The organism is Pseudoalteromonas sp. Of7M-16, from assembly GCF_022347805.1.
Classification (GTDB): Bacteria; Pseudomonadota; Gammaproteobacteria; order Enterobacterales; family Alteromonadaceae; genus Pseudoalteromonas; species Pseudoalteromonas luteoviolacea_F.
On record NZ_JAKRFY010000003.1, the window covers coordinates 336,034 to 360,990 of the forward strand.

Here is a 24,957-nt window from a genome sequence, read left to right on the forward strand (position 1 = left end):
TTACCGTATTTAAATCATCGTAATAACTCATTACTCCTTTAATACGTATCACCTGATTACCCACCTTTATGCGCTGCCAAACGGTCAATCACATTTACTCGGCTTTACTGCGCCAGCAAAATCCCCGGGAAAAATTTATTAGTACTAGGGAGGATAACGTATCTCCCACAGCATAGTGGTGGAAATTAAATTATTTACAGCAACAAACAAGGTGACTGGCAACTTTGGTTATTTGATCGCAGTACAAAGCAGTATTCACAATTAACTCACGCAGGTAGATACAGCGGCTTTTACTATCAAGCTAAGTTGTACTATGCCAAACGGCACATCAGTGGCGTGTGGACTTTGAGTGAAGGGCAAGAGCTGCTCGTGCTACCAAATGTAGGAAACATCAATTCGCTCAACTGGCGCATATCAGCCGGGCGCATTTATTTTTATCAGTTTGAGGAAGGCATTTTCAATTTGACTTAGATACCGAGCAAACACAGCGCCTGCTTGCGCAGCCCAATGGTTTTTTGCACCAGTATGCAATCAGTAATAGTCCAAAGACAATTGCCTATGTCGAGTTAAAGCTAACGCCGGGTGATATACATGCGTTGACACTGTAAATCCCGAGCAATTACTAAATTTCAGGCAACAAAAAACCCAGTACGAGACTGGGTTTTTCAATTCTTAAAGCAAAATTACTTGATTTTTGCTTCTTTGAAGATCACGTGCTTACGTACTTTAGGATCGTACTTTTTGATCTCCATTTTTTCAGGCATGTTACGCTTGTTCTTGTCGGTAGTGTAGAAATAACCAGTACCAGCAGTTGAAACTAAACGGATCTTATCACGCATGATTTAGCTCCTTATACTTTTTCGCCGCGAGCACGGATATCTACTAATACCGCGTCGATGCCTTTTTTATCAATAATACGCATACCTTTAGTAGTAGTACGTAGAGTAACGAAACGCTTTTCACTTTCAACCCAGAAACGGTGTGTTTGTAGGTTAGGTAGGAAACGACGCTTAGTTGCGTTGCGCGCGTGTGAACGGTTGTTACCAACAACCGGGCGCTTACCTGTAACTTGACAGACTTTAGACATGTCTATGTATCTCCAATAACTTCGCTCGAGCTTAATTTCCCCTTAGGCCTTACACTGGTGTGCCCCGGGTAAAATCAAAGGGCGCTCTTTATACAGCATCTGCAGGCAGAGATCAAGGATCTGATGATATCCTAGTCAGCTCATGGGTAAAATTTGATAGCGGCCAATTATAATGATCATAGGCCGCTGTGGAAAGTAAAAACTGCATTTAAATTAAACTATTTTATAAAATTTAAGCGAAATAACGGTTTGCAGCCAAAAAATGGTCAATAAAAGCTCATAACAAGCCTCTATCTGCGAAAGATATACAGCGATTTCCTGCCACAAGGACATGATCTAACACTTTGATATCCATAAGTGCCAATGCTTTTCGTAATTTTTCGGTCAAAACTTTATCTGCATGGCTCGGTTCACACACACCCGAAGGATGGTTGTGAGCAAAAATAATTGCAGCTGCATTATGTTTCAATGCCGCTTTTACCACTTCCCTTGGGTAAACAGACGCAGTATTAATCGTGCCACGAAATAACACTTCGTCCTTTATTAGCTGATTTTGGCTATCTAAATATAGAACCATAAATACTTCATGCTCTAGCCCTTTGAGTTGAAAGCTCAAATAGTTATGCACCTGTACAGGGCTTTCAAATTTAAACGCCCGCTCACACCCCTCCTTTAAATAGCGCCGGCATAACTCAAGCACAGCTTGAAAGAGAACATATTTCGCTTCACCCATTCCCTTAAGGGCTAGGAAATCTTCAAGGGACGTATTAAATAAGCTCTGTAATGTTTGTCGCTGTGATAACAAAGAATCTGCCAGCTCAATGGCATTCATGCCTTTGACTCCTGTGCGCAAAAAAATAGCCAATAGCTCTGCATCACTGAGCGTGTCCGGGCCATCAGATAGTAACTTTTCTCTTGGCCTGGTGTGTTTCGGTAATTGTGTCAATTGCATATCCTTTCCCTGATATAACATTCATTGAAGCTGATAACGACTCATTATTTAACACGTAAGAGAATAAAAAAAACGCCCAAAGATTATCCTTTGTTCAGTTAATGACTGACTTTTCATGAGAAGATTCAAAACAGCCCGAAGGCTGTGATATCTTTAACTCAGTTTGAGTTGTGAGAATGTAAAGATGAACTTATCTGGCAAAAAAATAGTATTGGGTATAAGTGGCGGTATTGCAGCGTATAAATGCGCAGAACTTGTAAGGCGTTTAAAAGAGCAACAATGCGAAGTGAAAGTGGTTATGACTGAATCGGCAAAACACTTTATTACGCCACTCACCATGCAAGCTGTTTCAGGTGAACCCGTATCAGATTCACTCCTTGATCCTCAAGCTGAAGCTGCAATGGGGCACATCGAATTTGCCAAATGGGCTGATCTCATTTTAATTGCACCGGCTACATGCAACACTATCGCAAAAATGGCCAATGGAATAGCCGATGACCTATTAACCACATTGGTGCTTGCAACACCCGCCAAGGTCGCTATTGCACCAGCCATGAATCAACAGATGTATGCCCATCCCGCAACTCAACAAAACATTGCCACTTTAGCATCATTTGGAGTTTCAATATGGGGGCCGGGCAGCGGTGAGCAAGCTTGTGGCGATGTTGGCAAGGGAAGAATGTTAGAACCCATGGAGCTCCTAGAACACTGCACAGCACAACTAAGCCCTGTTCCTCAGGTACTCGATGGTAAAGTCTTTACTGTTACCGCAGGCCCGACAAGAGAAGCACTTGACCCAGTGCGCTATATCACCAATCACAGCTCAGGGAAAATGGGCTATGCCCTTGCTCAAGCTGCGTGTGCCTTGGGGGCACGCGTAAATTTAATCTCAGGTCCAGTCAATATACCTGCACCTCAAGGCGTAGACGTCACCTATGTCAACAGTGCAGTAGAGATGCGTGATGCAGCCATAACGCTTGCTGCAAAATCAGATGTCTTTATTGGCTGTGCTGCTGTTGCCGATTATCGCGCCGCGGATATCTCTGAGCAAAAAATTAAAAAACAAGGTGACGAAATGACCATTGCCTTAGTTAAAAACCCCGACATCATTGCTGAGGTTGCCGCACTCACACAAAATAGACCATATACCGTTGGGTTTGCAGCAGAAACCCAAGATGTCAAAAAGTATGCATTGGGCAAGCTGAAAAACAAGCACCTTAATATGATCTGTGCCAATGATGTTTCACAAGAAGGACTTGGATTTAACTCAGATAACAATGCTTTAACGTTATTTTGGGAAAATGATCAACAATCTTTGCCTGCATCCAACAAAAAAGAGTTAGCACTCACTGTCGTTAAAGCAATTGCTGGTAAACTTGGTTTACCTAGTGTTAAAAGGCTGGAAAGAAGCTGAATAAAACATTAACATAGGTCTTTACTAAGTATGGACCTAATAAAAATACACCATACAGACCAGAATAACGATAATTATTAAAGGAAAGTTCATGCCAGCGACTAAACGCAGTAATCGCAAAGAGCAAATTCTTCAATCTCTTGCGCAAATGCTTGAAACTAGCCCAGGTCAACGGATCACAACTGCTAAGCTCGCAGCTGAAGTCGGCGTCTCTGAAGCTGCTCTCTATCGCCACTTCCCAAGCAAAGCTAGAATGTTTGAGGGGCTGATTGAATTTATTGAAGACACACTACTTTCGCGTATCAATATTATTTTAGAAAACGAAAAGGATACACAAAGCCGTATCTATAATATCCTCCACTTGCTATTAACCTTTTCAGAGAAAAACCCAGGGATCACACGGATCTTGACTGGGGATGCACTACAAGGAGAGCAAGAGCGTCTGAGAGAGCGCGTGCAAAGCTTGTTTGAAAAGCTTGAAACGCAATTCAAGCAAGTATTAAGAGAAAGAAAGTTGCGAGAAGGCAAAGCGTTCAACAGCGATGAAGCTGCACTGGCCAATTTATTTTTAGCTCATGTAGAAGGCAAAATGAATCAGTTTGTACGCAGCGACTTTAAAGCGAAGCCGACTGCGACATTCAATAATCATTGGCAAGAATTACAACGCATCTGGTTGTAACAAGAAGCGGTACAAAACCGCTTCCAACGACTTTTCACTTCCACACAACGCACCATGATTTTGTTTGACCGCTAAAAGTGTTACAAAGATACAAATAATTAATCAAACAGACAGAATTATGAAGTTTACTTACTCGCTCATTGCAGCCGCTTTATTGTCTGGCCAAGCTGTGGCCAATAAAGCCCCACTCGAATTTTCCGATGTCTTTGACTTTAAATATGCGAAGACGACTCAGCTTGCTGAAGACGGCAAGTTCCTTGCCCTCAGTGCGAAACCATACCGCGGTAACACACAAGGACAAGTCTATAACTTAGAAACCAATAAGCTTATTGCAACGGTAGAACGCGGTACAAAGGCACATCTAAATAAGTCATCTACATGGGCCGCATTTACACAAGTCCCAACCTTGCTAGAGTCGGAAACGGCCAGTAAAAAAGAAAAAAAATCTCTAAAAAATAATTTGGTACTGGTAAACACACAATCAGCAAAGCAATACGTGTTTAACCAAGTGAAGGACTATCAATTAAGTGATGATGGACGCTGGCTTGCTTATCGTGAGGACAGTAAAGCTGCGCAAAAAGATAAAGACGTCGAGGCAGATACGCCTAAAATCAATGCAGATAAAAAAGATAAACCACTCACGTTGGTTGTTGTTGATCTGACGTCTCAACAAACTCAGCGCTTCGAAAACGTCATCAACTACGGACTAAGCCCCGCAGAATACGGGGTATTGTTTAGCCAACATGACAGTACTGGCGCCAAGAACCAAGTTCAATATCTAGATTTAAACAACAAGACAACGAGTCCATTATTTAGCGAACCAGGTGTCACGGTCAGTGCCATTGCATGGCATCCTTACTCCAGTATTGTGGCCTTTAATTTAGGCAACTACGTCAATGAAGATAAACGCCGCCGCAGCTATGATGTGACCCTTTGGGATGCAACAACAGACAAGCTGAGCAAGATAGAAAACCCAAGTGGGTGGTATAGTTCAAAAACGGCTAAACTAAAGTGGTCTGAACAAGGCGAACGACTCTATTTCGATAACCGTCCACTGCTCAATGACAAAGTCGAAAAGCTAAAATATGACGACTCAACTTCGCTACGTGACTTCAATACTATTCGCCAGCAATCAGGCATCAATATTTGGCATAACAACGATCCCGAAATCAAAACTCGAGAGCAAAATACTTGGAAAAAAACCAATCGAGAACGTCAGTATCAAGCGGTTTACCACATTGAATCACAAAAAGTGGTGCAGCTTGCTGACGAAACCGTTCGCGATATCACACTCAATACTGAAGCTGACTACTTACTAGGTAAAAATGACCAGCCTTATTTAGAAAAAATCATGTATGACGGGTTTTATGCTGATTACTATGCAGTCAAAGTAAGCACCGGTGCAAAAGGGTATATCGTTAAGGACTCACCAAACAAGCCCAGCCTTTCTCCTTCTGGCAGACATGCAGCTTACTTTCTAAATGACCAAATTTGGTTAAAAGATTTACACCAACAAAAAGAGCATGCGGTCAGCAAAGCTGTACGAACAGCAATTTTTGCCGATGACCAACATGATTATCCGGAGCCTAACCCAGGCTACGGCTTTGCTGGATGGCAAAAAGATGGCAGTACCCTATATGCATACAGTAAATATGATATTTGGGCTTTTGACAGCGTCACAGGCCAAGCCAAAAGGCTCACATCGGGTAAAGAGAGTAATACCCGTTACAGAGTGGTCAAACTCGATAAGAAGCAAGTGGGTTTTGCTGCGGATGAAACGCTCTTTTTGTCTGCTCACAATTTACAAAATAAACAAACCCATATTGCAAAGCTTAACCTACAAACTGGTGCGCTCGAGACCGTCTTAGAAGGAGCTGCGCGTTTTGATTTAGTGAAAAAAGCAAAACACGCAGATAAAGTCATCTTCACGCAGCAAAGCTACCACCAGTTCCCTGACTACTGGCAGTCAAACAGTGATTTTAATACACCAAAACAAGTCACCAATCTAAACCCACAAGTTAAAAACTTTGCCTGGGGACAAAAACCAGAGTTAATTCAATACAAAGGCTTTAACGGCGAACAAATGCAAGGCGTGCTCATAAAACCGGCTGATTATCAGCCAGGTCAAAAGCTCCCTGTCGTCATCTATTTTTACCGCTATATGAGCCAGCGCATGTACGACTTCCCGAAGATGGAGCTAAACCATAGACCAAACTTCCCAATGTTTACTTCGAATGGCTACGCAGTATTTTTACCAGATATCCGCTTTGAGATTGGTAAGCCAGGTCCATCATCAACGCAAACCCTTATCAACGCAGCACAAAAGCTCATTGACTTAGGGATAGCTGATAAACATAAGATTGGCCTACAAGGTCACTCTTGGGCTGGATACCAAAGTGCATTTGCCGTCACTCAAACAGACATGTTTAAGGCTGTTGTGTCAGGTGCTCCTGTGTCAAATATGACTTCAGCGTATAGCGGTATTCGTCTCAAATCCGGGTTGGCACGTCAATTCCAGTATGAAACAGGACAAAGCCGCATTGGTAAACCTTTAACCGAAGCGCCTGAGCTGTACATTGAAAACTCTCCAGTCTTTTTTGCCGATAAAGTAAATACACCTATTTTACTAATGTTTGGCGATAAAGATGGCGCTGTACCTTGGCAAGAAGGGATCCAGTACTATCTGGCACTGCGCCGCCATAACAAAGACGCTATTTTCTTGCAGTACGAAGGCGAACCACATCATTTAAAGCAGTTCCCAAATCAAGTGGACTTCTCAGTCCGTATGATGGAGTACTTTGATCATTACCTGCGTGGCATGCCTGCACCGCAGTGGATCACATCAGGTAAACCACATCGTCCTGAAGAATAAGTTCAATTTCGCAATTTAAGTCGTAAAAAAAGCCGCATCACGCGGCTTTTTTTAATGATGAGTTGGTTTGCTCTTATTTGGTTTGCGTTTGTTTTTACCGACTCTCGGCTTGGTGTTTGCCTGATTAAACTGACTAAAGCCAGTGTGCTTAGTAAGCGCTTTATTGCCTCGCTTGTGTCCCGGTTTAGACGACTTACCCCGGCTGTTTTCATCAGGCACCAAACACTCTGGGCCGCGACCAATTAAATGTGCTTTGCCCATACTCTTCAGTGCTTCGCGAATTTGTGGCCACCCAGCAGGATCATGATAACGCAGAATAGCCTTGTGTAAGCGGCGTTGCCTTGCTCCTTTTGGAACTGCTACCTCTTCATGATTATTTTTGATATTTCGCAGCGAATTCATCTCGGTATGGTAAATGGTCGTAGCATTGGCCATCGGAGAAGGGTAAAAGTTTTGCACCTGATCCAGCTTAAAGTCATGCGCTTTTAACCACAGCGCCATATTCACCATATCTTCGTCCGTTGTCCCTGGGTGTGCTGAGATGAAATAAGGGATCAGATATTGCTTTTTACCGGCTTCTTTAGAGTACTTATCAAACAGCTCTTTGAACTTGTCGTAAGTGCCCATACCCGGCTTCATCATTTTAGAAAGCGGGCCACTCTCAGTATGCTCAGGAGCAATTTTTAAGTATCCACCCACATGGTGAGACACCAGCTCCTTTACATAACGGGGATCTTCAATAGCCAGATCGTAACGAACACCTGACGCGATGAGAATCTTTTTGACTCCTTCGACATCACGGGCTTTGCGATAAAGCTCTATTGTTGGCGTATGGTCAGTATCCATATGCTTGCAAATATCAGGGTACACACAAGATAAACGACGGCATGTACTCTCGGCTTTTTTACTTTTACAGCGTAATTTATACATATTCGCCGTTGGCCCGCCGAGATCTGAAATCACACCTGTAAAGCCCGGAACCTTGTCGCGTATTTGCTCAATTTCTTCGATAATTGACTCTTCTGAACGACTTTGAATGATGCGCCCTTCATGCTCTGTGATTGAGCAAAAACTACACCCACCAAAACAACCACGCATAATGTTAACCGATGTCTTGATCATATCGTATGCTGGGATCTTGTCATCTCCATATGCCGGATGAGGAATACGCTGATATGGCAAACCAAAGACATGATCCATCTCTTCCGTTTCTAGCGGAAAAGCGGGCGGATTAACCCACACAGAGCGATCTCCGTGACGTTGGAACAAGGCCCTTGCGCATCCCGGGTTCGTTTCTTGGTGCAAGATCCTAGATGCATGAGCATAGAGAGGTTTATTGACACTCACCTGTTCAAAAGCAGGCAATTTTACGTACACTTTTTCCCAAGGTTTAAGCCTTGGCGGCTGCACTGTAATGGGCTTGGCCATATCACTCTGAAGGTCAACACCAGCTTTGGCAAATTCAGATTTACTACAGCCCATATCATCCGCACCATAGGGATTCGGAATAGGATCAATTTTGCCAACTTTATCAATTGCAGTTGAATCACTACCACGCCAGCCTGCTATCGGCGTCTTACGAATAACCGCTGTGCCGCGCACATCCTGAATCGTGTCCATTGACTCGCCATTGGCTATGCGATGCGCTACTTCGACCAGCGGGCGCTCTGCATTTCCATAGATTAGAATATCCGCTTTGGCGTCGAAAATAACACTACGGCGTACCTTTTCCTGCCAGTAATCATAATGTGCAATACGACGTAAACTCGCTTCAATACCTCCGATCACAACTGGCACATCTTTATACGCTTCTCGACAGCGCTGGCTATATACTACAACAGCGCGGTCTGGCCGTTTGCCACCGATATTACCCGGCGTGTATGCATCATCGTGACGAATACGCTTTTCCGCAGTATAACGATTGATCATTGAATCCATATTGCCAGCCGTCACACCAAAAAATAAATTTGGTTTACCCAATGACTCAAACGCAGTTTTATCTGACCAGTCAGGTTGTGCAATAATTCCAACACGAAACCCCTGTGCTTCCAACACCCGGCCAATCACAGCCATGCCAAAACTAGGATGGTCAACATAGGCATCGCCTGTAACAATAATAATGTCACAGCTATCCCATCCTAATGCATCCATTTCAGCACGGCACGTAGGTAAGAATGGCGCAGGACCAAAACATTCTGCCCAGTATTTGGGATATGAAAAAAGCGAACGCTCAGCTTGAAGCCCTGAGGGCTTTGATGTATTCATAGAGTGACGGCTCATAAAATTTGCAAGGCATCTATTATACCTCAGCGACACTCCATACCGTACTATATCTGGCGTGAATATAAGCTAAGAACACTAAACCTTTGTAATTATTAATCTAAAATTTAGCCATAAATGAGAATAGAATAACGAAAAGAGGCTTATTTGCCATTTCTAGCTATACAACACTAAATAGCACTCATCCACGCTCAGTGTTGTTAGTAGCACCCAAAAACTCTAACAGTTCATTTTTAGGCATCGGTTTTGCTAATAAAAATCCTTGAACCTCATCACAGCCAAGCTTTTTAAGCACCTGCGCCTGCTCTTGTGTTTCCACACCTTCTGCAATTGTTTTTAAGCCTAAATGACGCCCCAATGAAATCACCAACTCAGCAATTGCACCACTATCAGAATCAGGGATGTCTTTTACAAAAGCTCGGTCGATTTTTAATCTCGCTAACGGCAACTGCTGTAAATAACTCAAAGAAGAAAAGCCTGTACCGAAGTCATCAATTGCCACTTCGACACCAAATGACTTCAATTCGCCCAGCGTTTCTATCACTGTCTTGATTTCATCCATTACCACACTTTCAGTTACTTCAAGCTCGATTTTCTCCGGCGCTACCTGATGGCTGAGAATGGTATTTTTAACTTGTTCAGCATAATTATTGACTTTGAACTGGGGCACAGACACATTCACCGCGACACTGATATCTATATTTTGAGCACTTAATTGCTGCTGTAATTTACAAGCTTGCTCTAACACCCACTGGCCAATTTCAACGATTAGACCCGAGTCTTCAGCTAGTGGTACAAAAATTCCCGGAGAGATATAGTCGCCATTGCCCGAAGGCCAACGTAAAAGCGCTTCGCAGCCAATGACTTTATTGGTTTCTAAACTAAATTGTGGCTGGTACCAAACTTCTAATTTATGCAACTCAAAATCTTGTCTCAATTGGCGAATTAAACCCAAACGCCAAGCCATTTTTTCTTCTAAGTCTGGGGTATACCAATCTAAGATTTTGTTCGCTTGTTTAGCCTGATTCAATGCAATATAAGCCAATTTGAGTGTCTCAAGACCTAAGTGGTGAAAATCGGCCTGTCGACATACACCAACATGAAAATGCATCGTTAAAACGTGCTCACCTACCTGATAGGGCACTGTTAATATATCGATGAAACTTTGTTCATCAAACGTTTGTGCCGGCAACAACAAGCCAAAGACATCAGCACCAATTCTTGAGAGTAATTTACTTTGAGGAAATTCAATGCACAGTCGCTCTTTAACCGCCAACAGCAGTAAATTGCCAACTTCTTGACCAAGCCCATTGTTAATATCGGAAAACTGAGCAATATCTAATAGTACGAAAACTAGCTCATCGCTGCCGTTAGGCCTGTAGTGCTGAGCAATTAAGTCCACAAAATTGGCACGATTTGGCAAACGAGTCAGAGTGTCTTTGTAGGCAACATCGCGTAATTCATTAATGAGTTTGATATTATCAACGCCCACGCCCACATTAGTTAAGAAAATTTCGGCAAATTGAAGCTGCGAGGCACTCGGTGCATGGTCAACCTCTAAAAATATGGCTGCTTTGCGACTCTTACCTTTGAGTAAAAAAGTAATGTCATGCCCAGTGTGTTGATGGACTTCTCTATCGAAGCAATTTTGAACCTGCATAATTACTCGTCCATTGTCGAGTTGCTCTAGGCCCTCTCCAATGAATTCGTCGTATTGCTCTGTACCACCAAAAATAATCACGCGAGATCCACTGCTGATACCCGCAACCAAGCCACTTTCTTGAGCGCCAATTATTTTGGCCAACTGCAACACCACAGCCTTACCAAAAGACACCATATCGGTGTGCCCTAAAATGGCTTGAGATGCGTCAAGGATATTAGTCAGTGCAACACTTTGCTGCTCTAACTCACAAATTTGCTGATAGGATCTGATTGCGGTCATCAACGAAGTCACCAACTTACCACGTGTAAGTTCGGTTTTCATTTTGTAATCATTGATGTCGTACTCACGGATAACTTTTTCTTCAGGTGCATACCCCGGTTGCCCTGTACGCAAAATAATGCGCACAGCATGATTGCCAATTTCTTCGCGAACTTGCTTTACAACGTTTAACCCAGCATCATCACTTTCCATGACCACATCGAGTAAAAGGACGCACACCTCTGACCTGCGCCGTAGTGATTCCACGGCTTCTTTACCTGAGTATGCGTGATGGAACCGTAAAGTTCTCCCCCAAAACTCGACACCAGATAAGGCGAGCTTAGTCACAGAGTGTATTTCTGGGTCGTCATCAACAACCAATACATCCCAGTACCCCGTTACATTCTCTTGAGTATCATGGGAAACCTCTTGATCTGCAAACAAAAAATCTTCTTGCTCAGACGCCATCATCCACCTTATGCTTAATCACATCAATTCTGCAAGAGCAGCTTTCTCTATGGTTCATCTTATAAAATATGATAGGTTTTTACTATCGTGATCTACATTCGTTAACACCTAAGTAATATTATAGACGATGTTCAAATACTTGCGCTTTGTTGAGGTGCAAATAAAACGCAGAGGGAGGCATGGTGCAATTAATTCAAACAGCTTTAAAAGTGATTATATTTAGCTTACTTATAAGCTTAATCGTTGTAAATATGCTGCCTACTACCTACCGAATTACTGTCTCTGCTCCCTTGCCTAGTGAGCACGCGAACGCAGCGCCGTTTATGCTCTCGACAAAAAATTGGGTGCAAGCTTTCAGTGTTTTACAGTCTAGTAAAATTCACCTGCTATCGACACAAAATGCAGAAAAAGTAGGCGGGTTTGTCGCATTCAATCACTCAGGAGGCCGAGTTGATGCAACATTGGTTGAAAGACAAAACAACGAACTTCAATATCACCTACGTTTTCATGAAGAACACCAAGCCAAAATGCGCATCCTCCTGCAACAAGAAACTAAAGACATCACAATCACTATTCAAGGCGAAGTACTTTCTCCTGTCATTGGTGGCTTAAATGCTTTACTCACTAAGCATTATTTAGAAAAAATAGTACAAACGGCAGTCAATGAAATGAATTCACAGCTTAAATTACAACAAGTGGGGCATGAAGAATGACAATTAAAAGCGCCCAAGCACGTTCTAGCTTAGCTTTGCTGATAGAAGAGAAGCTCGGCTATGCAATGATTAAACAAGCTAAGCCCATGCAATCTAGTGGACGCTATTCGACGCCAAATACGGCTCAGCAAACTAGCTTTTTTGTACAAAGCCAGCATAGCCCCCTAAAACGCGCTTTAAAAAGACAGCAACTGCAAAAAATTCAGCGTCAACAAAATATTGAGGCGGTAATGGGCATGTCGCTCTCTCTGTGTCCCGATGTCACCAGTCGCGGACGACCCGACCCCGATTGGTTAGAGCACTTTATTTCTCTTGCCGAAGACATTGCTAATCATACAATGCAAAAATTATGGGCCAAGATTTTAGTTGGTGAGTCCATAGCCCCTGGCACTTTTTCAATAAAGAGCTTACAAACACTCAAATTGATGACTCAACGAGAAGCTGAAGCATTGCAAAAATGCGCATCTCTTTGTGGTTATTTAGAAAAAGAAGACAGTTACTTGATTATCCTCGGATACTACAAAAAGCCTTCAATTTTAGACTTATTGAGAAAAGGAAGCACAGAAACAATCAATCTAGCGCAAGCGGGATTAAGCTTCCCACATATCCTTACTCTGATGGATATTAATTTGATGTATCGACAGGAAATTGAATCCACGAGCCTTCAAAAAGGCCAATCCCTCACGCTCATCTATCAAAACAAAAAAATAAACTTTGAGGCCAAAAGCAACGATCTCGTACTCAGCTACTATAAATTGACACAAACAGGAGATGAGTTGAAAAAACTCATCAATACACCGGTCAACAAAACGTATCGACAGTTACTTAGTAAAACACTGGAAGAAGAGTTCACGCTCACCTTCGAATAGTTTTGAAAATAAAAAGCCCTGTGACAACGTTTGGCTATCACAGGGCTTGAACATGCTACTTTGCTCGGCTTTTAGAAGTGAACCTGTAAACCAGCAAATGGACCTGACGCATCAATGTCAGAATCAAAGTCGTCGATGTCATCTAACTCTAAAACAAGTGAACGATATCCAGCTCTTACAGCAACATCAACAGCTAGGTTATCAATAAACTCCCAAGCGACGCCAATTTGATAGTCCTGGATTTTACTGTCGTCTATCGCTAATAAGCTACCCTCTGCAAAAACACTCAGGCCAGTTAATGGCAAGCCAACCTCAGCTCTCAAATAACCAAGAGGAACAAAGCCTGAAAAGTCGACTGTTTCAGTCACAGTCGTACCGTTCACATCACCCGTTACAGTAACATCAGCATCGAACTGTTTGGCATTAATACCAAAATCAAAAGAAACTAAGTCATTGTCAAACAACTCATAGTAAAAAATGTAATCGATGTGATTTAAATCTGCGACTGTGTTTGCCTTTGTGCCGACAGTGAAGTTGCTGTCGCCAAATTCAAACGTATCTGTCAACGTTGTACTACCCACCAGCTCAAGCTCAGTGTATTTCAACTTAACATTAGGCACCAATGGTACAGGGTGCTCTAAAGCAGCATAAAAGCTCGAAAACGTCTCATCTTCAAAATCGAATGACTGAAGATTGCCTTTTTCAGCAAAGCTACCTTCGGGGTCATTTTGCCACCCTTCTGCTCCTAAATATAAACCTAATAAAGTATCAGCATGTGCTGCAGGTGTAAGGCAAGCCAAAGACAACGCTGCCGCTAAACAATACTTTTTCATTTTTTTATCCTTGCGCTAAAAGTTCACTGAGTTCTATAAGAGCTGCATTTGCTCTAGAAATATAATTTGCCATCACCAAAGAGTGATTGGCCACAAATCCAAAACCGCTGCCATTTAAAATTACCGGGCTCCAAACAGTTTCCTGTGTGGCTTCAAGCTCCCTGATAATCTGTTGCAAGCTCACTTTGGCATTTTTCTTTTCTAACACATCAGAAAAGTCATGCTCTACTGCTTTTAAAAAGTGTATTAATGCCCAGGTCGCACCGCGTGACTCGTAGAAAACATCGTCTATTTTCCACCATGACGTTTTTACCATAGACTGTTGGGCACCTGCTGTCGCTTGCACAGCCGTTGACTCACCAGCCAAATCGGTATTGATTCTTTCTTGTCCGACACTCGCACTAAGTCGTTGACTTAAACTACCAAGACGTTTTTCGGCTTCTTTGAGCCACCCTCTTAAATTGTCAGCCCGGGCATAAAACTGGCTATCTACCTGCGCTTGATTTGAAATTTGCGTTTGGTATTCATGTAAATAATTAATACCAGCTTGATACTCACTCTCCGCACTGGGCAATATCCAGGCCGTAGAACTAATATTAAATTTCGGTTGCGCTTTTTTTAAACTCGGGTGTTCCGTCGATTGTGATTGCGAGCGACTGAAATCTTTTCGCATTGACAGCGCCAAATCTCTAGACATCTCTAAAACACCAAACTCCCAAGCGGGCATATTATCCATTAATACGCTTGGAGGTAGTACATCATTAGATAGGTACCCACCCGGTTTGTCTAACAGTGTCTGCATCACTTCAACCAATGTATTACTAGTAACATATCCCGTCACTAAGGTTGCCCCTTGAGCATCAGCACGTAGCTTGGCGCGCTCTACAACATCAAATTGATCAGGTTCAAAGCTCCAATATACTGCCAACACATAACCTAAAATCAGCACACCTGACAACGCGGCAAATACCTTGCCCTTGTATTCTTTCATCCTAACTCCTAATGATGATGATGGTGTGACTCACTTGAAAATGCATCCTTTAACGAAACAACTTTAATTTCATTTTCAACTTTCTCACCATCAGAAAAATATAGTGTGAGTTTGCGGGTTTCGCCTACTTTTAACTTAACTTTTGGATCAAACCCCATTAAATGATGCCCTCCTGGCTTAAACTCAATGCGCTGCTTCGCTGGTACTAAAAGTGCTTTAACAGGCTGCATTTTCATCATTCCATTACTGTGAATATGCTCGTGAATTTCGACGCGCCCCAGGCCTTCTATTTTTGCACTGACAATCGTGATCGGCTTGTCTGAGTTATTGAATACCGTCATGTAACCCGCAGTTGACTTTGCAGCCGGTAGAAAAGCTCGAATTTTTGCTTGTGATACCTGAAGGTTTGCTGAATCTTGTGTTGCATGATGGTGGTGTTCATGCCCATCATGTTGATGATTGTGAGCGACCCCTAAGCAAGAAAACGACAAAAGTGATACAAATGCAAAAGCTTTGCGCATAGCTGGATTCCTTAATTCTGATTAAAACAGTATTAGACGCCTTGATTATACAGCGCTTGAATACTGAATTCACAGTAAATTATATTCGTATTCTCCTTAATCAATCAGTGTTCAGCACTTTTTTCAAACACTAGCCAAGCTAATGTAACCAATAAGAAAAGTGGAATTGCAATCATGGCGGAGTTAAATAAAAACGCCAATACTAGCCCAATGAGCACAACTAACCCAACACCCAGTATTCCTACACTGAGTAACGCCACAATCGCAAATCCCACTATCATTAACAGCAAAAAGCCAAATAGCTCAATTCCAACCCACCCAAGCCCTTGAAATAGCTCTGATAACCCTAGAGTTGTCAAAGGAATGGATAGCCATGAAAATAGCAGTAAAATCAGCAAGGAACTTATAACAATTGCCATAAACTTCATCACACCCCCTACTTCTTGTTTGACATACATAACCACCCAATGCCATATCCTATGATGCATGGCCAAGTAAATTTGAGTGCCAGTAGTACAACCAGTAACCTGACCAGCCATACAGGTAAATCGAAGTGCTTTCCTAACTGAACACAAACACCAGCGATTTTCTTTTGTGCAGCTTGATGCTTTAAATCTCTAACTCTGTCTGAATACATAATATTGGCTCCTTAATTTGACAAAGTTTTATTTGTCGATGTAGAGGCAGCCTTATTTTTCAGCGCCTGCAACATAGAAGAAACTTGCTCTTGTTTCAGCAGGTTGTTGAACTCAAATTTTACTTTCTTTGTCTGCCCATCTTCGAATTGCACTCCTTTTGACACATTGTCCTCTGTTTTTAGTAATCTGTTTTCCCAATTCGTTATGTGAGACGCCAAGTCTCGTACCACGGGGCTGTGCAAAGCCTGCTTTAACTTCAGTCTTGCTGACAGACACTCTTCTCGAATTGATCGATTCATTTTTACTTGAGAAGACTCAGTGCGTGAATGCAATACAGCGTATTCATTTTCAAGCTCGCTGAGGGAATTTGATAGCTGCTGTGCATACTGCTGCACTTGCTGTACTTTATTTTCGCATGCTAGCTTTTCACGCAAAGCCGCTTTAGCTAGATCTTCCCGCCCCTTCTCTAACGCAAATTGCGCTTTTTCATACCAGTCATTTATTGCTTTTTCATAACTTGCGATTTGCCGGCGAACAACCGATTCTTCGACTTTTAACTGTGCAATAAGGGATTGAATTCTCGACACGCTCGTCTTCACGTGTGATCCCGAACTAGCACAGAGCGCTGATTTCCCCAATAAAGTGTTTATTTCTGTTTTGATTAAATCTTCTATGCGGTCGATTAAAGCCATAACATGTTCCTTAGTAACATATAGTGACTTTAACACTCCAATCTTTATGCCAATGATAAAATCATTTAATTATCAGATAATTAGTATAAAAAGCAGAGGGGAGAAAAAATGTGGATTATTAAATTGTAGTTGAAAAGGCCAAAAAGTAGTCTTTTTGGCCACAGCCATTTATTTGTGCTCAGGAACGAACGTCAGCGCTTTTTCCATAACTCTGATATCCGCTTCTTTTTTATGTCCATTTTCAGATAGGTGACGTCTAAAGCCGCGTGCACCAGGCTGATTCTGGAAAATACCTAGCATATGCCTTGCGATATGCCAGAAATTTGCACCACGAGTCATTTCCTGCTCGAAATAGTCATACATGCTGCGGACAACTTCATGTCTTGTTTGAGTAAATGGTGCATCCCCATAAAGCTTTTCATCTATTTGAGATAGCAAAAATGGATTGCTATAGGCCTCTCTTCCTATCATCACTCCATCTATATGATCTAAGTGATGCAAACACTCATCCAGTGTTTTTACACCTCCGTTGATACTCACATGTAGGTGTGGATAGTCCTGCTTGAGTTGATAGACACGCGGATAATCCAGTGGTGGGATCTCCCTGTTTTCTTTTGGACTCAAGCCTTGAAGCCACGCTTTTCGCGCATGGATAATAAAATCGTCACACCCAACCTGATGAGATGCCTCAATCAAATTGGTTAAAAACTCATAAGAGTCATGCTCATCAATTCCGATACGAGTTTTAACTGTCACGGGTATCGACACTTCCGCCTTCATCGCTGCAACACATTCAGCAACCAAATTTGGCTCAGCCATCAAACATGCACCAAAACGTCCATTTTGCACTCTATCAGATGGGCAACCAACATTCAGATTCACTTCGTTATATCCATACTCTTGAGCACGCCTAGCACACTCAGCCAAAGCTTTTGGATCGGATCCGCCAAGTTGCAACGCTACTGGCATTTCATGATCACCAAATGCCAGATAATCACCTTTACCAAAAATAATTGCACCCGTTGTGATCATTTCTGTATATAACACCGCATGCTTACTTAGCTTACGGTGAAAAGTGCGACAATGCCTATCTGTCCAATCTAGCATAGGTGCAACGGAGAAGCGTCTAAACGCTGAATCACTGGTATTGACTGGGCTAACGCCTGATTTATCAGTACTTTTCATAATGACAATTTTACCTGATTTACGCTTGTTTGAGCCTATTTTTCGACATAGAGTGCCCCCACCGGTCCCCCCAAATAGTAGGACGGGAACCCTTTAAGGAGAGCTTCGAATGGCATTTAACGCAATAGAAAAACGCAAGACTACAAGCGGTGAAACTCGATACAAATGTCGAGTTAGAGTAAAGTTTAATGGCAAGATTATACACAATGAAAGTAAAACATTCAGTAAAAAGCCATCAATCAGAAAAAAGGAAAGTATAGGATCTGTAGCTGCAGCATAAGTCCCTGACACACTGTATATTTGTAGGGTGTGCACAAGCAAAACAGAGATAGTGCTAATTTTCGATCTCGAAATAAAAATCAACGTACAGGTCTTGGAAGTTCACCACCAAAGTCAGTACCACCTTTCTCCATGCTGACTTCGCTTAGCAGTTAAAACATGGGCCCTTAAGTTTTAATCTCCAAATAAGTAAAACCCTTATTAAAACCAACATAAAAAGAAAAATAAAATGAAAACCCCATCATTTAAAATAAAAAGTCCCCTTCCCAGCTAAACAACTCATAATAAAAAGTCAATGAATCAGACCACATAAAACACCTTGAGTTTAAGTAAAAAAAACCTACACCCCCCTAATTTAATGAGTTTGAAAAAGGAGTAAATGGTGTAATAGATTGCAGCAGCCTTTATAAGGTGGTGACTAAATCAGAGAATAGATAAATATAAAAAACATGTATGCCAATGCATTGAGAGGTCACCTATTACCTAAATCAAAATGCTTTTTATCTAGGAACAACTTAGTTGGATAGCTTATTAATATAATAAACGCACTGATATTACATATGAAAAAAGATGCAGCAACAAATGAATTTAATAAACTATAGCTAATATCTAAGTATCCACGTACTACCAGCTGAATAAAATACAAGGATAGTTCAATAAACATTAGATAGGATACTGTCCTTGCAATATTCGAAAACCCACACTGCCTGATAGCATGAAGTAAAAATAAAGAAACAAAGAAAAAGGTTAAATTAACCATACCTAAAAAGTAAAATAATCGACGCAGTGCAATCTTTTCCATAGGTAAAGTTATTATGTGGTCGGAAAGTATATTGCCGATGATAAAAAACACCACAGTGCAAAGTGCGGTAAGGAAACAAGAGTGGAGTGTATGATCGGCTTTAGTTCTTAAACTACTTTTACCACCAAAAAAAAGGCTGAACTTTCTCTCCCAGAAAATGACCATTAAAAAGAGAACAACCAATAAAAACAATGCTCTAAATACCCAATCAACATAGGCAAGAATTTCATTCATATTAGCCTGTACCCTTCTTTAAAGTGTTATCATCCTTGCTGTAAAAGCATCATCCTTGCTGTAAATGCATCATCCTCGCCATTTGCTGAGGCGGCGCCTTACTAACTGAAGTTCCACCAGCAATTACTTTAACGTCTTTTGACGATAGCTGCTTCAATTCTTTCTTTTGAAGTTTCATTTGCTGATTTCCTTTAATGAATATTTTCATTTAAAGGAATGTAACAACCCTATTTTTTTAAGTCAAACAAAAGGCTTCTGCTTGTTTTTTCATCAGAAGCCTTTGAAATTCATATTACCTGCGCACTTCACTAATCAATTAAGAAGTATCATTCATCATCAGGATTGTTAATCTTTAAACACCAATGTACTCAACTACGCTTGGTATCCTTCTGGATTATTATTTTGCCAATGCCACGAATCTTTCATCATACTGTCGATGCCCCTTTCAGCCTTCCAGTTAAGTTCTTGCAAGGCTTTTTCTGGTGCGGCATAACAAGCAGATATATCCCCAGAACGACGTGGTTTTATGTCAAAGGGAATGGCTCTGTTTGATGCTGACTCAAACGCTTTTACCATATCCAATACAGAGTATCCATTGCCTGTGCCTAAATTGTATATATGCACACCATTAAATTGTTCGAGTCGATCTAGGGATTTTAAGTGACCCAAAGCCAGATCAACTACATGAATATAATCACGTACGCCTGTGCCATCATGGGTATCATAATCATCACCAAACACCCCTAAGCGCTCCAACTTCCCTACCGCAACCTGTGTGATATACGGCAACAAGTTATTTGGAATACCATTGGGATCTTCGCCAATCAAACCAGACTCATGGGCACCAACTGGATTAAAATAGCGCAATATCGCGAAAGCCCAACGTTCATCAGATTTTGCAAGATCCTGTAACATCATTTCAACCATTAGCTTAGAGCTACCATATGGATTTGTCGTGCCGCCAACAGGAAAGTCTTCACGGATCGGTAAACTATGCGGATCACCATAAACAGTGGCAGACGAGCTAAATACCAATTTAAATACATTCGCATCACGCATGGCATCCAGCAGCGTCAAGGTGCCTTGTACATTCGTTTGGTAATACTCAATAGGTTGTTGAACAGACTCACCAACAGCCTTTAGACCGGCAAAATGAATTACTTGATCAATAGTATGTTTTGCAAATACGGAGTCTAAAAAAACACGATCTAAAATACTTCCTTTGTAGAAAGTAACATCTTTGCCTGTAATCCTTTTAACTCTATCCAATGCAAGGGCTGAAGAATTAGCTAGGTTATCAACCACAACCACTTCATCACCTTTATTGAGTAACTCAACAACCGTATGCGAACCAATATACCCCGCACCACCTGTTACTAAAACTATCATGTTGACCCTATAAAATAATAAAAAATAATATGCGCTACAGCTCTACTGTAAACGACTAAATATCAAGATTATCGATCGCAGACAAAAGCCAAAGTTTCTTCATGGAAGCTTAGTCGGGTAATATTTGCTTTGCAATAACCTTCAAAATTACGCCATAACTTTACCGATTTTGGCGCATCTATGTTCCTTGTAAATACTTTATTATCAATAGCATATGCAAGTGTATCGCTATCGAGCCAAGTATAGTCTTTTACGCTACTTGGTAGTTGAAAATGTTTCTTTACCGAACCTAACTGGTTTGAATATGTAGCGAACCACTGCTCACCGTGTTCTACAAATGTAAAGCTATACACATCTCTTTTTGCATTAAAAGCAAGGCTACGGCCAATGTTTTTTGCAATAACTTTAGGTAGGTGCCCAGACAAATCAGTGAATTGTAATGTGTGAGGCTCTCCCAAAATAAACATAATTAAATCATCATCATTGCCCCATGCATGGTAGCCTACAGGCTCAATGTGCTCAAAAATACGCTGGGGTTTTTGTGACGCTTCTTCAGGGTAAAACCACAATCTTTGCTTACCAGTCGGCTCAACCACAATCGCAGACACGCCATCTTTATGCGGATAAATGGTTGGTGAGTATTCCGATTCAGGCGTATTAGTTAAATTGGTATGAGAGTTATCAGCAAACCGATACAAAAATAGATCAGTCTGAGAGCGCTCTGCGCTGGTGATCTCTTTTGTATAATAGACACCCTCTGCACTTACCAATGGCTGGTTATGATAGGCATCATCGCTTGTCAGTGGTTTAACGGTAATTCCATTGTCGTGGCTTTTTGCTAACCAAATTTGGCTCTTCGGCATAGCTGCATGAGCTTGTGACATTAGGCTGCACGCAAAGAGTGCGCCAAGCATGACTTTAAACATTATGCGTCCTTTTTTATTTTTGATCTTACCGAGTAGCCAATCAAAAACCAATAATTTATCACGTTCTCCTCAATTTTTTACACACACTCAACATCGTATACTCGCAAAGCGCTTGCGAAATTCTCGTCTTTCAGTAACATCAATTCAGATGTTCCAGCGGTGATGGCTACAATGCAGTTGTGCTTCACATAGCTTTAATCAAGCGCAATATCAGCGCAACAGCGAGCGGCTAAACAGGTGAACAGCTCAACCAACCGCCGCTATTAGACTCCGTTTTTATTGAGGTTACCATGTCACAACAACACCCAATTATCGCCATTACAGGAAGTTCAGGCGCCGGGACGACTACGACTACCAACGCCATAAAACATATATTTCGTAGTCTTGATGCCAAAGCCACGCTTGTTGAAGGAGATAGCTTCCACCGCTACACTCGTCCAGAAATGGACAAACTTAAACGAGAGGCCTTACAAGAAGGTAAGCATTTGAGCTACTTCGGGCAACAGGCAAATGATTTCGAGGCATTGGAGGAGCTATTTGCAAGTTACGGAAAGACAGGTAATGGTAGAATACGTAAGTATTTACACACATTCGACGATGCCGTCCCCTATAACCAACTTCCAGGTACATTTACGCCGTATCAAGATTTAGAAAAAAACACCGATGTGCTGTTTTATGAAGGCCTACATGGCGGCGTGGTCACTGAAGAACACAATGTTGCCAAACATGTAGACCTGTTGATTGGCATGGTGCCTATAATCAACCTTGAATGGATCCAAAAACTCATCCGCGACACCCACGAACGAGGTCATTCACGAGAAGCCGTTATGACCTCCATCGTGCGCAGTATGGATGATTATATAAACCATATAACACCGCAGTTTTCACGTACACATATTAATTTTCAGCGCGTTCCAACTGTCGATACGTCGAACCCTTTCAGCGCAAAAGACATTCCGTCTTTAGATGAAAGCTTTGTAGTGATCCGTTTTCGTGGCATTGACGATGTCAACTTCCCCTATTATTTACAAATGATAGAAGGCAGCTTTATGTCTCGCGTCAATACATTGGTTGTGCCTGGCGGTAAAATGGGCTTGGCAATGGAGCTGGTCTTAACCCCGCTCATAAAAGATCTTCTCATTAAAAAACGTGCCTATGAAAACTTAGCGCCCACGGAGCTAAATATTTAAATTTGCCTTATTTCACTTTCCCTCAGTAAACTAACGACTCAAATTTGAGGGATGTGAAATTTATTATGCTCAAAATACTTGTAGGTTCAAAAAACCCAGTAAAAATTAACGCCGCAAAAACAATTTTTCAGCAGTACTTTCCGGAGCTGGAAATCCACTGTGAGGGCTGCCATGCACCAAGTGGCGTGCCCGATCAACCTCTGGGTGAATTAGATACACGTCTTGGTGCTCAAAATAGAGTCGAATACCTCAAAGCACATTTTGATGCGGACTTTTACTGCGCGATGGAAGGCGGTGCCGCCAAGTTTGACTACGGTGCGGCGACATTTGCCTTTGTGGTGATCGCCAATGATCAGCACTCCAGTGTTAGTAGAAGCTGTAATCTCCCACTGCCAGAGAAAATATATAATGCGCTTGAGCAAGGTGAAGAGCTTGGCCATGTCATGGACCGAGTTTTTAACACGACCAATATCAAACAAAAAGGCGGGGCGATTGGCTTACTAACAAATAATCTAGCCACCAGAGAGAGTTCATACACACAGGCACTCACCTTGGCAATGGCTCCTTTTATTCACTCAGAGTTATATATTTGATGAAGTATTCTCATATCATCTTTGACGCCGATGAAACCCTGTTTCATTTTGACGCTTTTCTCGGCTTACAAACCATGTTCAAACAACATAATGTGGTGTTTAGTCAGCAAGACTACAATGAATATCAGACACTCAATGCGCCCTTGTGGATTCAGTATCAGGAAGGGAAAATTGATGCGCAAACGCTTCAAATTACTCGCTTTGATACCTGGGCTACAAAGCTGGCTGTCTCACCTGAACTGTTAAATCTTGGCTTTTTAAATGCCATGGCAGACATATGTAAGCCCTTACCTGGCGCGCACTCTTTATTATCGGCGCTCAATCCAACAACTTCTTTGAATATCATCACCAATGGATTTAGCGCGCTGCAAGAAAAGCGTTTAAACAATACCGGATTTAAGCATTTTTTTGATCATGTCGTTATTTCTGAGCAAGTTGGCGTAGCTAAACCCGATCCGCAAGTATTTGAACACACCTTAGAGCTGTTAGGTAACCCTAATAAGGCAAATGTTTTGATGGTAGGAGATACACCAAAAAGTGACATATTGGGCGCCAATAGATTTGGCATAGACAGCTGCTGGTTACAACATGAAGGTCAAACTTGTCCCGATGATATTAAACCAACTTATCGGGTGGGCGATTTGGCAGAGTTAGAGACTTTACTAGTTAAGTAAAGTCTCTAACAGTAACTTATAAATTGCGCTGACGCAGCACTTCAAACAAGCAAACGCCTGTAGCAACCGACACGTTCAAACTAGATACAGTGCCGACCATTGGGATTTTCACCAATAAGTCGCAGTGCTCTCTTGTTAAGCGACGCATACCATCGCCCTCTGCTCCCATAACTATCGCAACAGGGCCCTTTAGATCAGATGTGAAAATCTCATTATCTGTCTCTCCTGCTGTACCAACAACCCAAACACCTGCGTCTTTAATATCACGTAATGTACGCGCTAGGTTTGTTACTTGAATAAGTGGCACCGTTTCCGCTGCACCACACGCCACTTTGCGTGCTGTGCCATTCAGCTTGGCAGACTTATCTTTTGGCACGATAACCGCGTGCACGCCTGCCGCATCAGCACTACGCAAGCATGCTCCTAAGTTATGAGGATCTGTGACACCGTCTAGCACCAAGAAAAAGGGTGCTGCATTCGCATCAATGATCCCTTGTAAATCGTTTTCATTCAATGTGCGCGGGGCTTTGACGTTGGCAATAATGCCTTGATGCTGTTCGCCTTTTGCTTTGTTATCTAGGGCTTTACGCTGCATAAACTGCACTGAAATACCAAACTTACGCGCTTCATTGACCACCGCACTCAAGCGCTTGTCATCACGACCTTTCAATGCGTAAATTTCTAAAAAGCGTTCAGGTTCTTTGGCTAAAATGGCTTCAATGGAGTGAAAGCCAAAAATTAATTCATTACTCAAA

Annotated in this window: 25 protein-coding genes; 8 read left to right on the forward strand and 17 right to left on the reverse strand. The window is 42.0% G+C overall.

What is annotated here, in order from left to right:
- Window positions 1-683 precede the first annotated feature (683 nt).
- The 3 genes from rpmG to radC form a co-directional block, all read right to left on the reverse strand.
- Entirely contained in the window at window positions 684-839 is a 156-nt protein-coding gene (gene rpmG / locus MHN81_RS05225; protein WP_005493124.1) for a 50S ribosomal protein L33, read from the reverse strand.
- An 11-nt stretch (window positions 840-850) separates the two neighbouring features.
- Window positions 851-1,087, reverse strand: a complete 237-nt coding sequence (gene rpmB, locus MHN81_RS05230; protein ID WP_023397288.1) for a 50S ribosomal protein L28 — start codon at window positions 1,085-1,087, stop codon at window positions 851-853.
- Between the two features lie 277 nt (window positions 1,088-1,364).
- Complete coding sequence (gene radC / locus MHN81_RS05235; RefSeq protein WP_023397289.1) at window positions 1,365-2,039, reverse strand: DNA repair protein RadC; 675 nt, start codon at window positions 2,037-2,039, stop codon at window positions 1,365-1,367.
- Window positions 2,040-2,223: 184 nt separating this feature from the next.
- Here radC and coaBC point away from each other — a divergent pair, with 184 nt between their 5' ends.
- The 3 genes from coaBC to MHN81_RS05250 all read left to right on the forward strand — a co-directional run bounded on the left by coaBC (window position 2,224) and on the right by MHN81_RS05250 (window position 7,004).
- Window positions 2,224-3,453, forward strand: coding sequence for a bifunctional phosphopantothenoylcysteine decarboxylase/phosphopantothenate--cysteine ligase CoaBC (gene coaBC / locus MHN81_RS05240; protein ID WP_063383312.1), 1,230 nt, complete (start codon window positions 2,224-2,226; stop codon window positions 3,451-3,453).
- A gap of 91 nt (window positions 3,454-3,544) precedes the next feature.
- Complete coding sequence (gene slmA, locus MHN81_RS05245) at window positions 3,545-4,132, forward strand: nucleoid occlusion factor SlmA (RefSeq protein ID WP_023400737.1); 588 nt, start codon at window positions 3,545-3,547, stop codon at window positions 4,130-4,132.
- Between the two features lie 118 nt (window positions 4,133-4,250).
- Window positions 4,251-7,004, forward strand: a complete 2,754-nt coding sequence (locus MHN81_RS05250; RefSeq protein ID WP_023400738.1) for a prolyl oligopeptidase family serine peptidase — start codon at window positions 4,251-4,253, stop codon at window positions 7,002-7,004.
- Window positions 7,005-7,055: 51 nt separating this feature from the next.
- Here MHN81_RS05250 and MHN81_RS05255 read toward each other — a convergent pair whose 3' ends face one another.
- Together MHN81_RS05255 and MHN81_RS05260 are read right to left on the reverse strand one after the other, a co-directional pair.
- Window positions 7,056-9,269, reverse strand: a complete 2,214-nt coding sequence (locus MHN81_RS05255; protein ID WP_023400739.1) for a YgiQ family radical SAM protein — start codon at window positions 9,267-9,269, stop codon at window positions 7,056-7,058.
- Window positions 9,270-9,465: 196 nt separating this feature from the next.
- Window positions 9,466-11,673: a sensor domain-containing phosphodiesterase gene (locus MHN81_RS05260; RefSeq protein ID WP_239425194.1), complete on the reverse strand. Its 2,208-nt coding sequence runs from the start codon at window positions 11,671-11,673 to the stop codon at window positions 9,466-9,468.
- Between the two features lie 179 nt (window positions 11,674-11,852).
- Between MHN81_RS05260 and MHN81_RS05265 the strand changes: the two genes are divergently transcribed.
- Together MHN81_RS05265 and MHN81_RS05270 are read left to right on the forward strand one after the other, a co-directional pair.
- Window positions 11,853-12,386, forward strand: a complete 534-nt coding sequence (locus MHN81_RS05265) for a hypothetical protein (RefSeq protein WP_239425182.1) — start codon at window positions 11,853-11,855, stop codon at window positions 12,384-12,386.
- Window positions 12,383-13,255, forward strand: coding sequence for a TIGR03899 family protein (locus tag MHN81_RS05270; protein ID WP_023400742.1), 873 nt, complete (start codon window positions 12,383-12,385; stop codon window positions 13,253-13,255). The genes MHN81_RS05265 and MHN81_RS05270 overlap by 4 nt, the downstream gene beginning before the upstream one ends.
- A gap of 71 nt (window positions 13,256-13,326) precedes the next feature.
- Here MHN81_RS05270 and MHN81_RS05275 read toward each other — a convergent pair whose 3' ends face one another.
- The 11 genes from MHN81_RS05275 to MHN81_RS05320 form a co-directional block, all read right to left on the reverse strand.
- Window positions 13,327-14,088, reverse strand: coding sequence for a TIGR04219 family outer membrane beta-barrel protein (locus MHN81_RS05275; protein ID WP_023400743.1), 762 nt, complete (start codon window positions 14,086-14,088; stop codon window positions 13,327-13,329).
- Window positions 14,089-14,092: 4 nt separating this feature from the next.
- On the reverse strand, window positions 14,093-15,079 hold the full coding sequence (locus MHN81_RS05280) for a DUF2333 family protein (protein ID WP_023400744.1): 987 nt from the start codon (window positions 15,077-15,079) through the stop codon (window positions 14,093-14,095).
- 8 nt (window positions 15,080-15,087) lie between these two features.
- Window positions 15,088-15,600, reverse strand: coding sequence for a copper chaperone PCu(A)C (locus tag MHN81_RS05285; RefSeq protein WP_023400745.1), 513 nt, complete (start codon window positions 15,598-15,600; stop codon window positions 15,088-15,090).
- A gap of 104 nt (window positions 15,601-15,704) precedes the next feature.
- Window positions 15,705-16,028 carry a hypothetical protein gene (locus MHN81_RS05290; RefSeq protein WP_036976860.1) on the reverse strand — a complete coding sequence of 108 codons (324 nt, stop codon included), beginning with the start codon at window positions 16,026-16,028 and terminating at the stop codon, window positions 15,705-15,707.
- Between the two features lie 8 nt (window positions 16,029-16,036).
- A complete protein-coding gene (locus MHN81_RS05295; protein WP_023400747.1) occupies window positions 16,037-16,237 on the reverse strand; it encodes a PspC domain-containing protein in 201 nt (66 codons plus the stop codon).
- A 12-nt stretch (window positions 16,238-16,249) separates the two neighbouring features.
- Window positions 16,250-16,930 (reverse strand): PspA/IM30 family protein, encoded by a 681-nt coding sequence (locus MHN81_RS05300; protein WP_239425183.1) that lies wholly within the window; start codon window positions 16,928-16,930, stop codon window positions 16,250-16,252.
- A gap of 168 nt (window positions 16,931-17,098) precedes the next feature.
- A complete protein-coding gene (gene dusA / locus MHN81_RS05305; RefSeq protein ID WP_023400749.1) occupies window positions 17,099-18,115 on the reverse strand; it encodes a tRNA dihydrouridine(20/20a) synthase DusA in 1,017 nt (338 codons plus the stop codon).
- A 751-nt stretch (window positions 18,116-18,866) separates the two neighbouring features.
- Window positions 18,867-19,430, reverse strand: coding sequence for a hypothetical protein (locus MHN81_RS05310; RefSeq protein ID WP_023400751.1), 564 nt, complete (start codon window positions 19,428-19,430; stop codon window positions 18,867-18,869).
- Window positions 19,431-19,479: 49 nt separating this feature from the next.
- Window positions 19,480-19,608, reverse strand: coding sequence for a hypothetical protein (locus MHN81_RS28045; protein WP_023400752.1), 129 nt, complete (start codon window positions 19,606-19,608; stop codon window positions 19,480-19,482).
- A gap of 194 nt (window positions 19,609-19,802) precedes the next feature.
- Window positions 19,803-20,819 (reverse strand): UDP-glucose 4-epimerase GalE, encoded by a 1,017-nt coding sequence (galE, locus tag MHN81_RS05315; protein WP_239425184.1) that lies wholly within the window; start codon window positions 20,817-20,819, stop codon window positions 19,803-19,805.
- Between the two features lie 68 nt (window positions 20,820-20,887).
- Entirely contained in the window at window positions 20,888-21,745 is an 858-nt protein-coding gene (locus MHN81_RS05320; RefSeq protein WP_023400754.1) for a hypothetical protein, read from the reverse strand.
- Window positions 21,746-22,035: 290 nt separating this feature from the next.
- Between MHN81_RS05320 and MHN81_RS05325 the strand changes: the two genes are divergently transcribed.
- The 3 genes from MHN81_RS05325 to yjjG all read left to right on the forward strand — a co-directional run bounded on the left by MHN81_RS05325 (window position 22,036) and on the right by yjjG (window position 24,202).
- Window positions 22,036-22,935 carry a phosphoribulokinase gene (locus MHN81_RS05325; RefSeq protein ID WP_023400755.1) on the forward strand — a complete coding sequence of 300 codons (900 nt, stop codon included), beginning with the start codon at window positions 22,036-22,038 and terminating at the stop codon, window positions 22,933-22,935.
- Window positions 22,936-23,000: 65 nt separating this feature from the next.
- Entirely contained in the window at window positions 23,001-23,528 is a 528-nt protein-coding gene (gene yjjX / locus MHN81_RS05330; RefSeq protein WP_239425185.1) for an inosine/xanthosine triphosphatase, read from the forward strand.
- The gene (gene yjjG / locus MHN81_RS05335; RefSeq protein WP_239425186.1) at window positions 23,528-24,202 is read left to right on the forward strand and encodes a pyrimidine 5'-nucleotidase; all 675 of its coding nucleotides are present in this window, start codon (window positions 23,528-23,530) and stop codon (window positions 24,200-24,202) included. The genes yjjX and yjjG overlap by 1 nt, the downstream gene beginning before the upstream one ends.
- A gap of 16 nt (window positions 24,203-24,218) precedes the next feature.
- Here yjjG and rlmB read toward each other — a convergent pair whose 3' ends face one another.
- Window positions 24,219-24,956: a 23S rRNA (guanosine(2251)-2'-O)-methyltransferase RlmB gene (rlmB, locus tag MHN81_RS05340; RefSeq protein WP_239425187.1), complete on the reverse strand. Its 738-nt coding sequence runs from the start codon at window positions 24,954-24,956 to the stop codon at window positions 24,219-24,221.
- Window position 24,957: the final 1 nt, after the last annotated feature.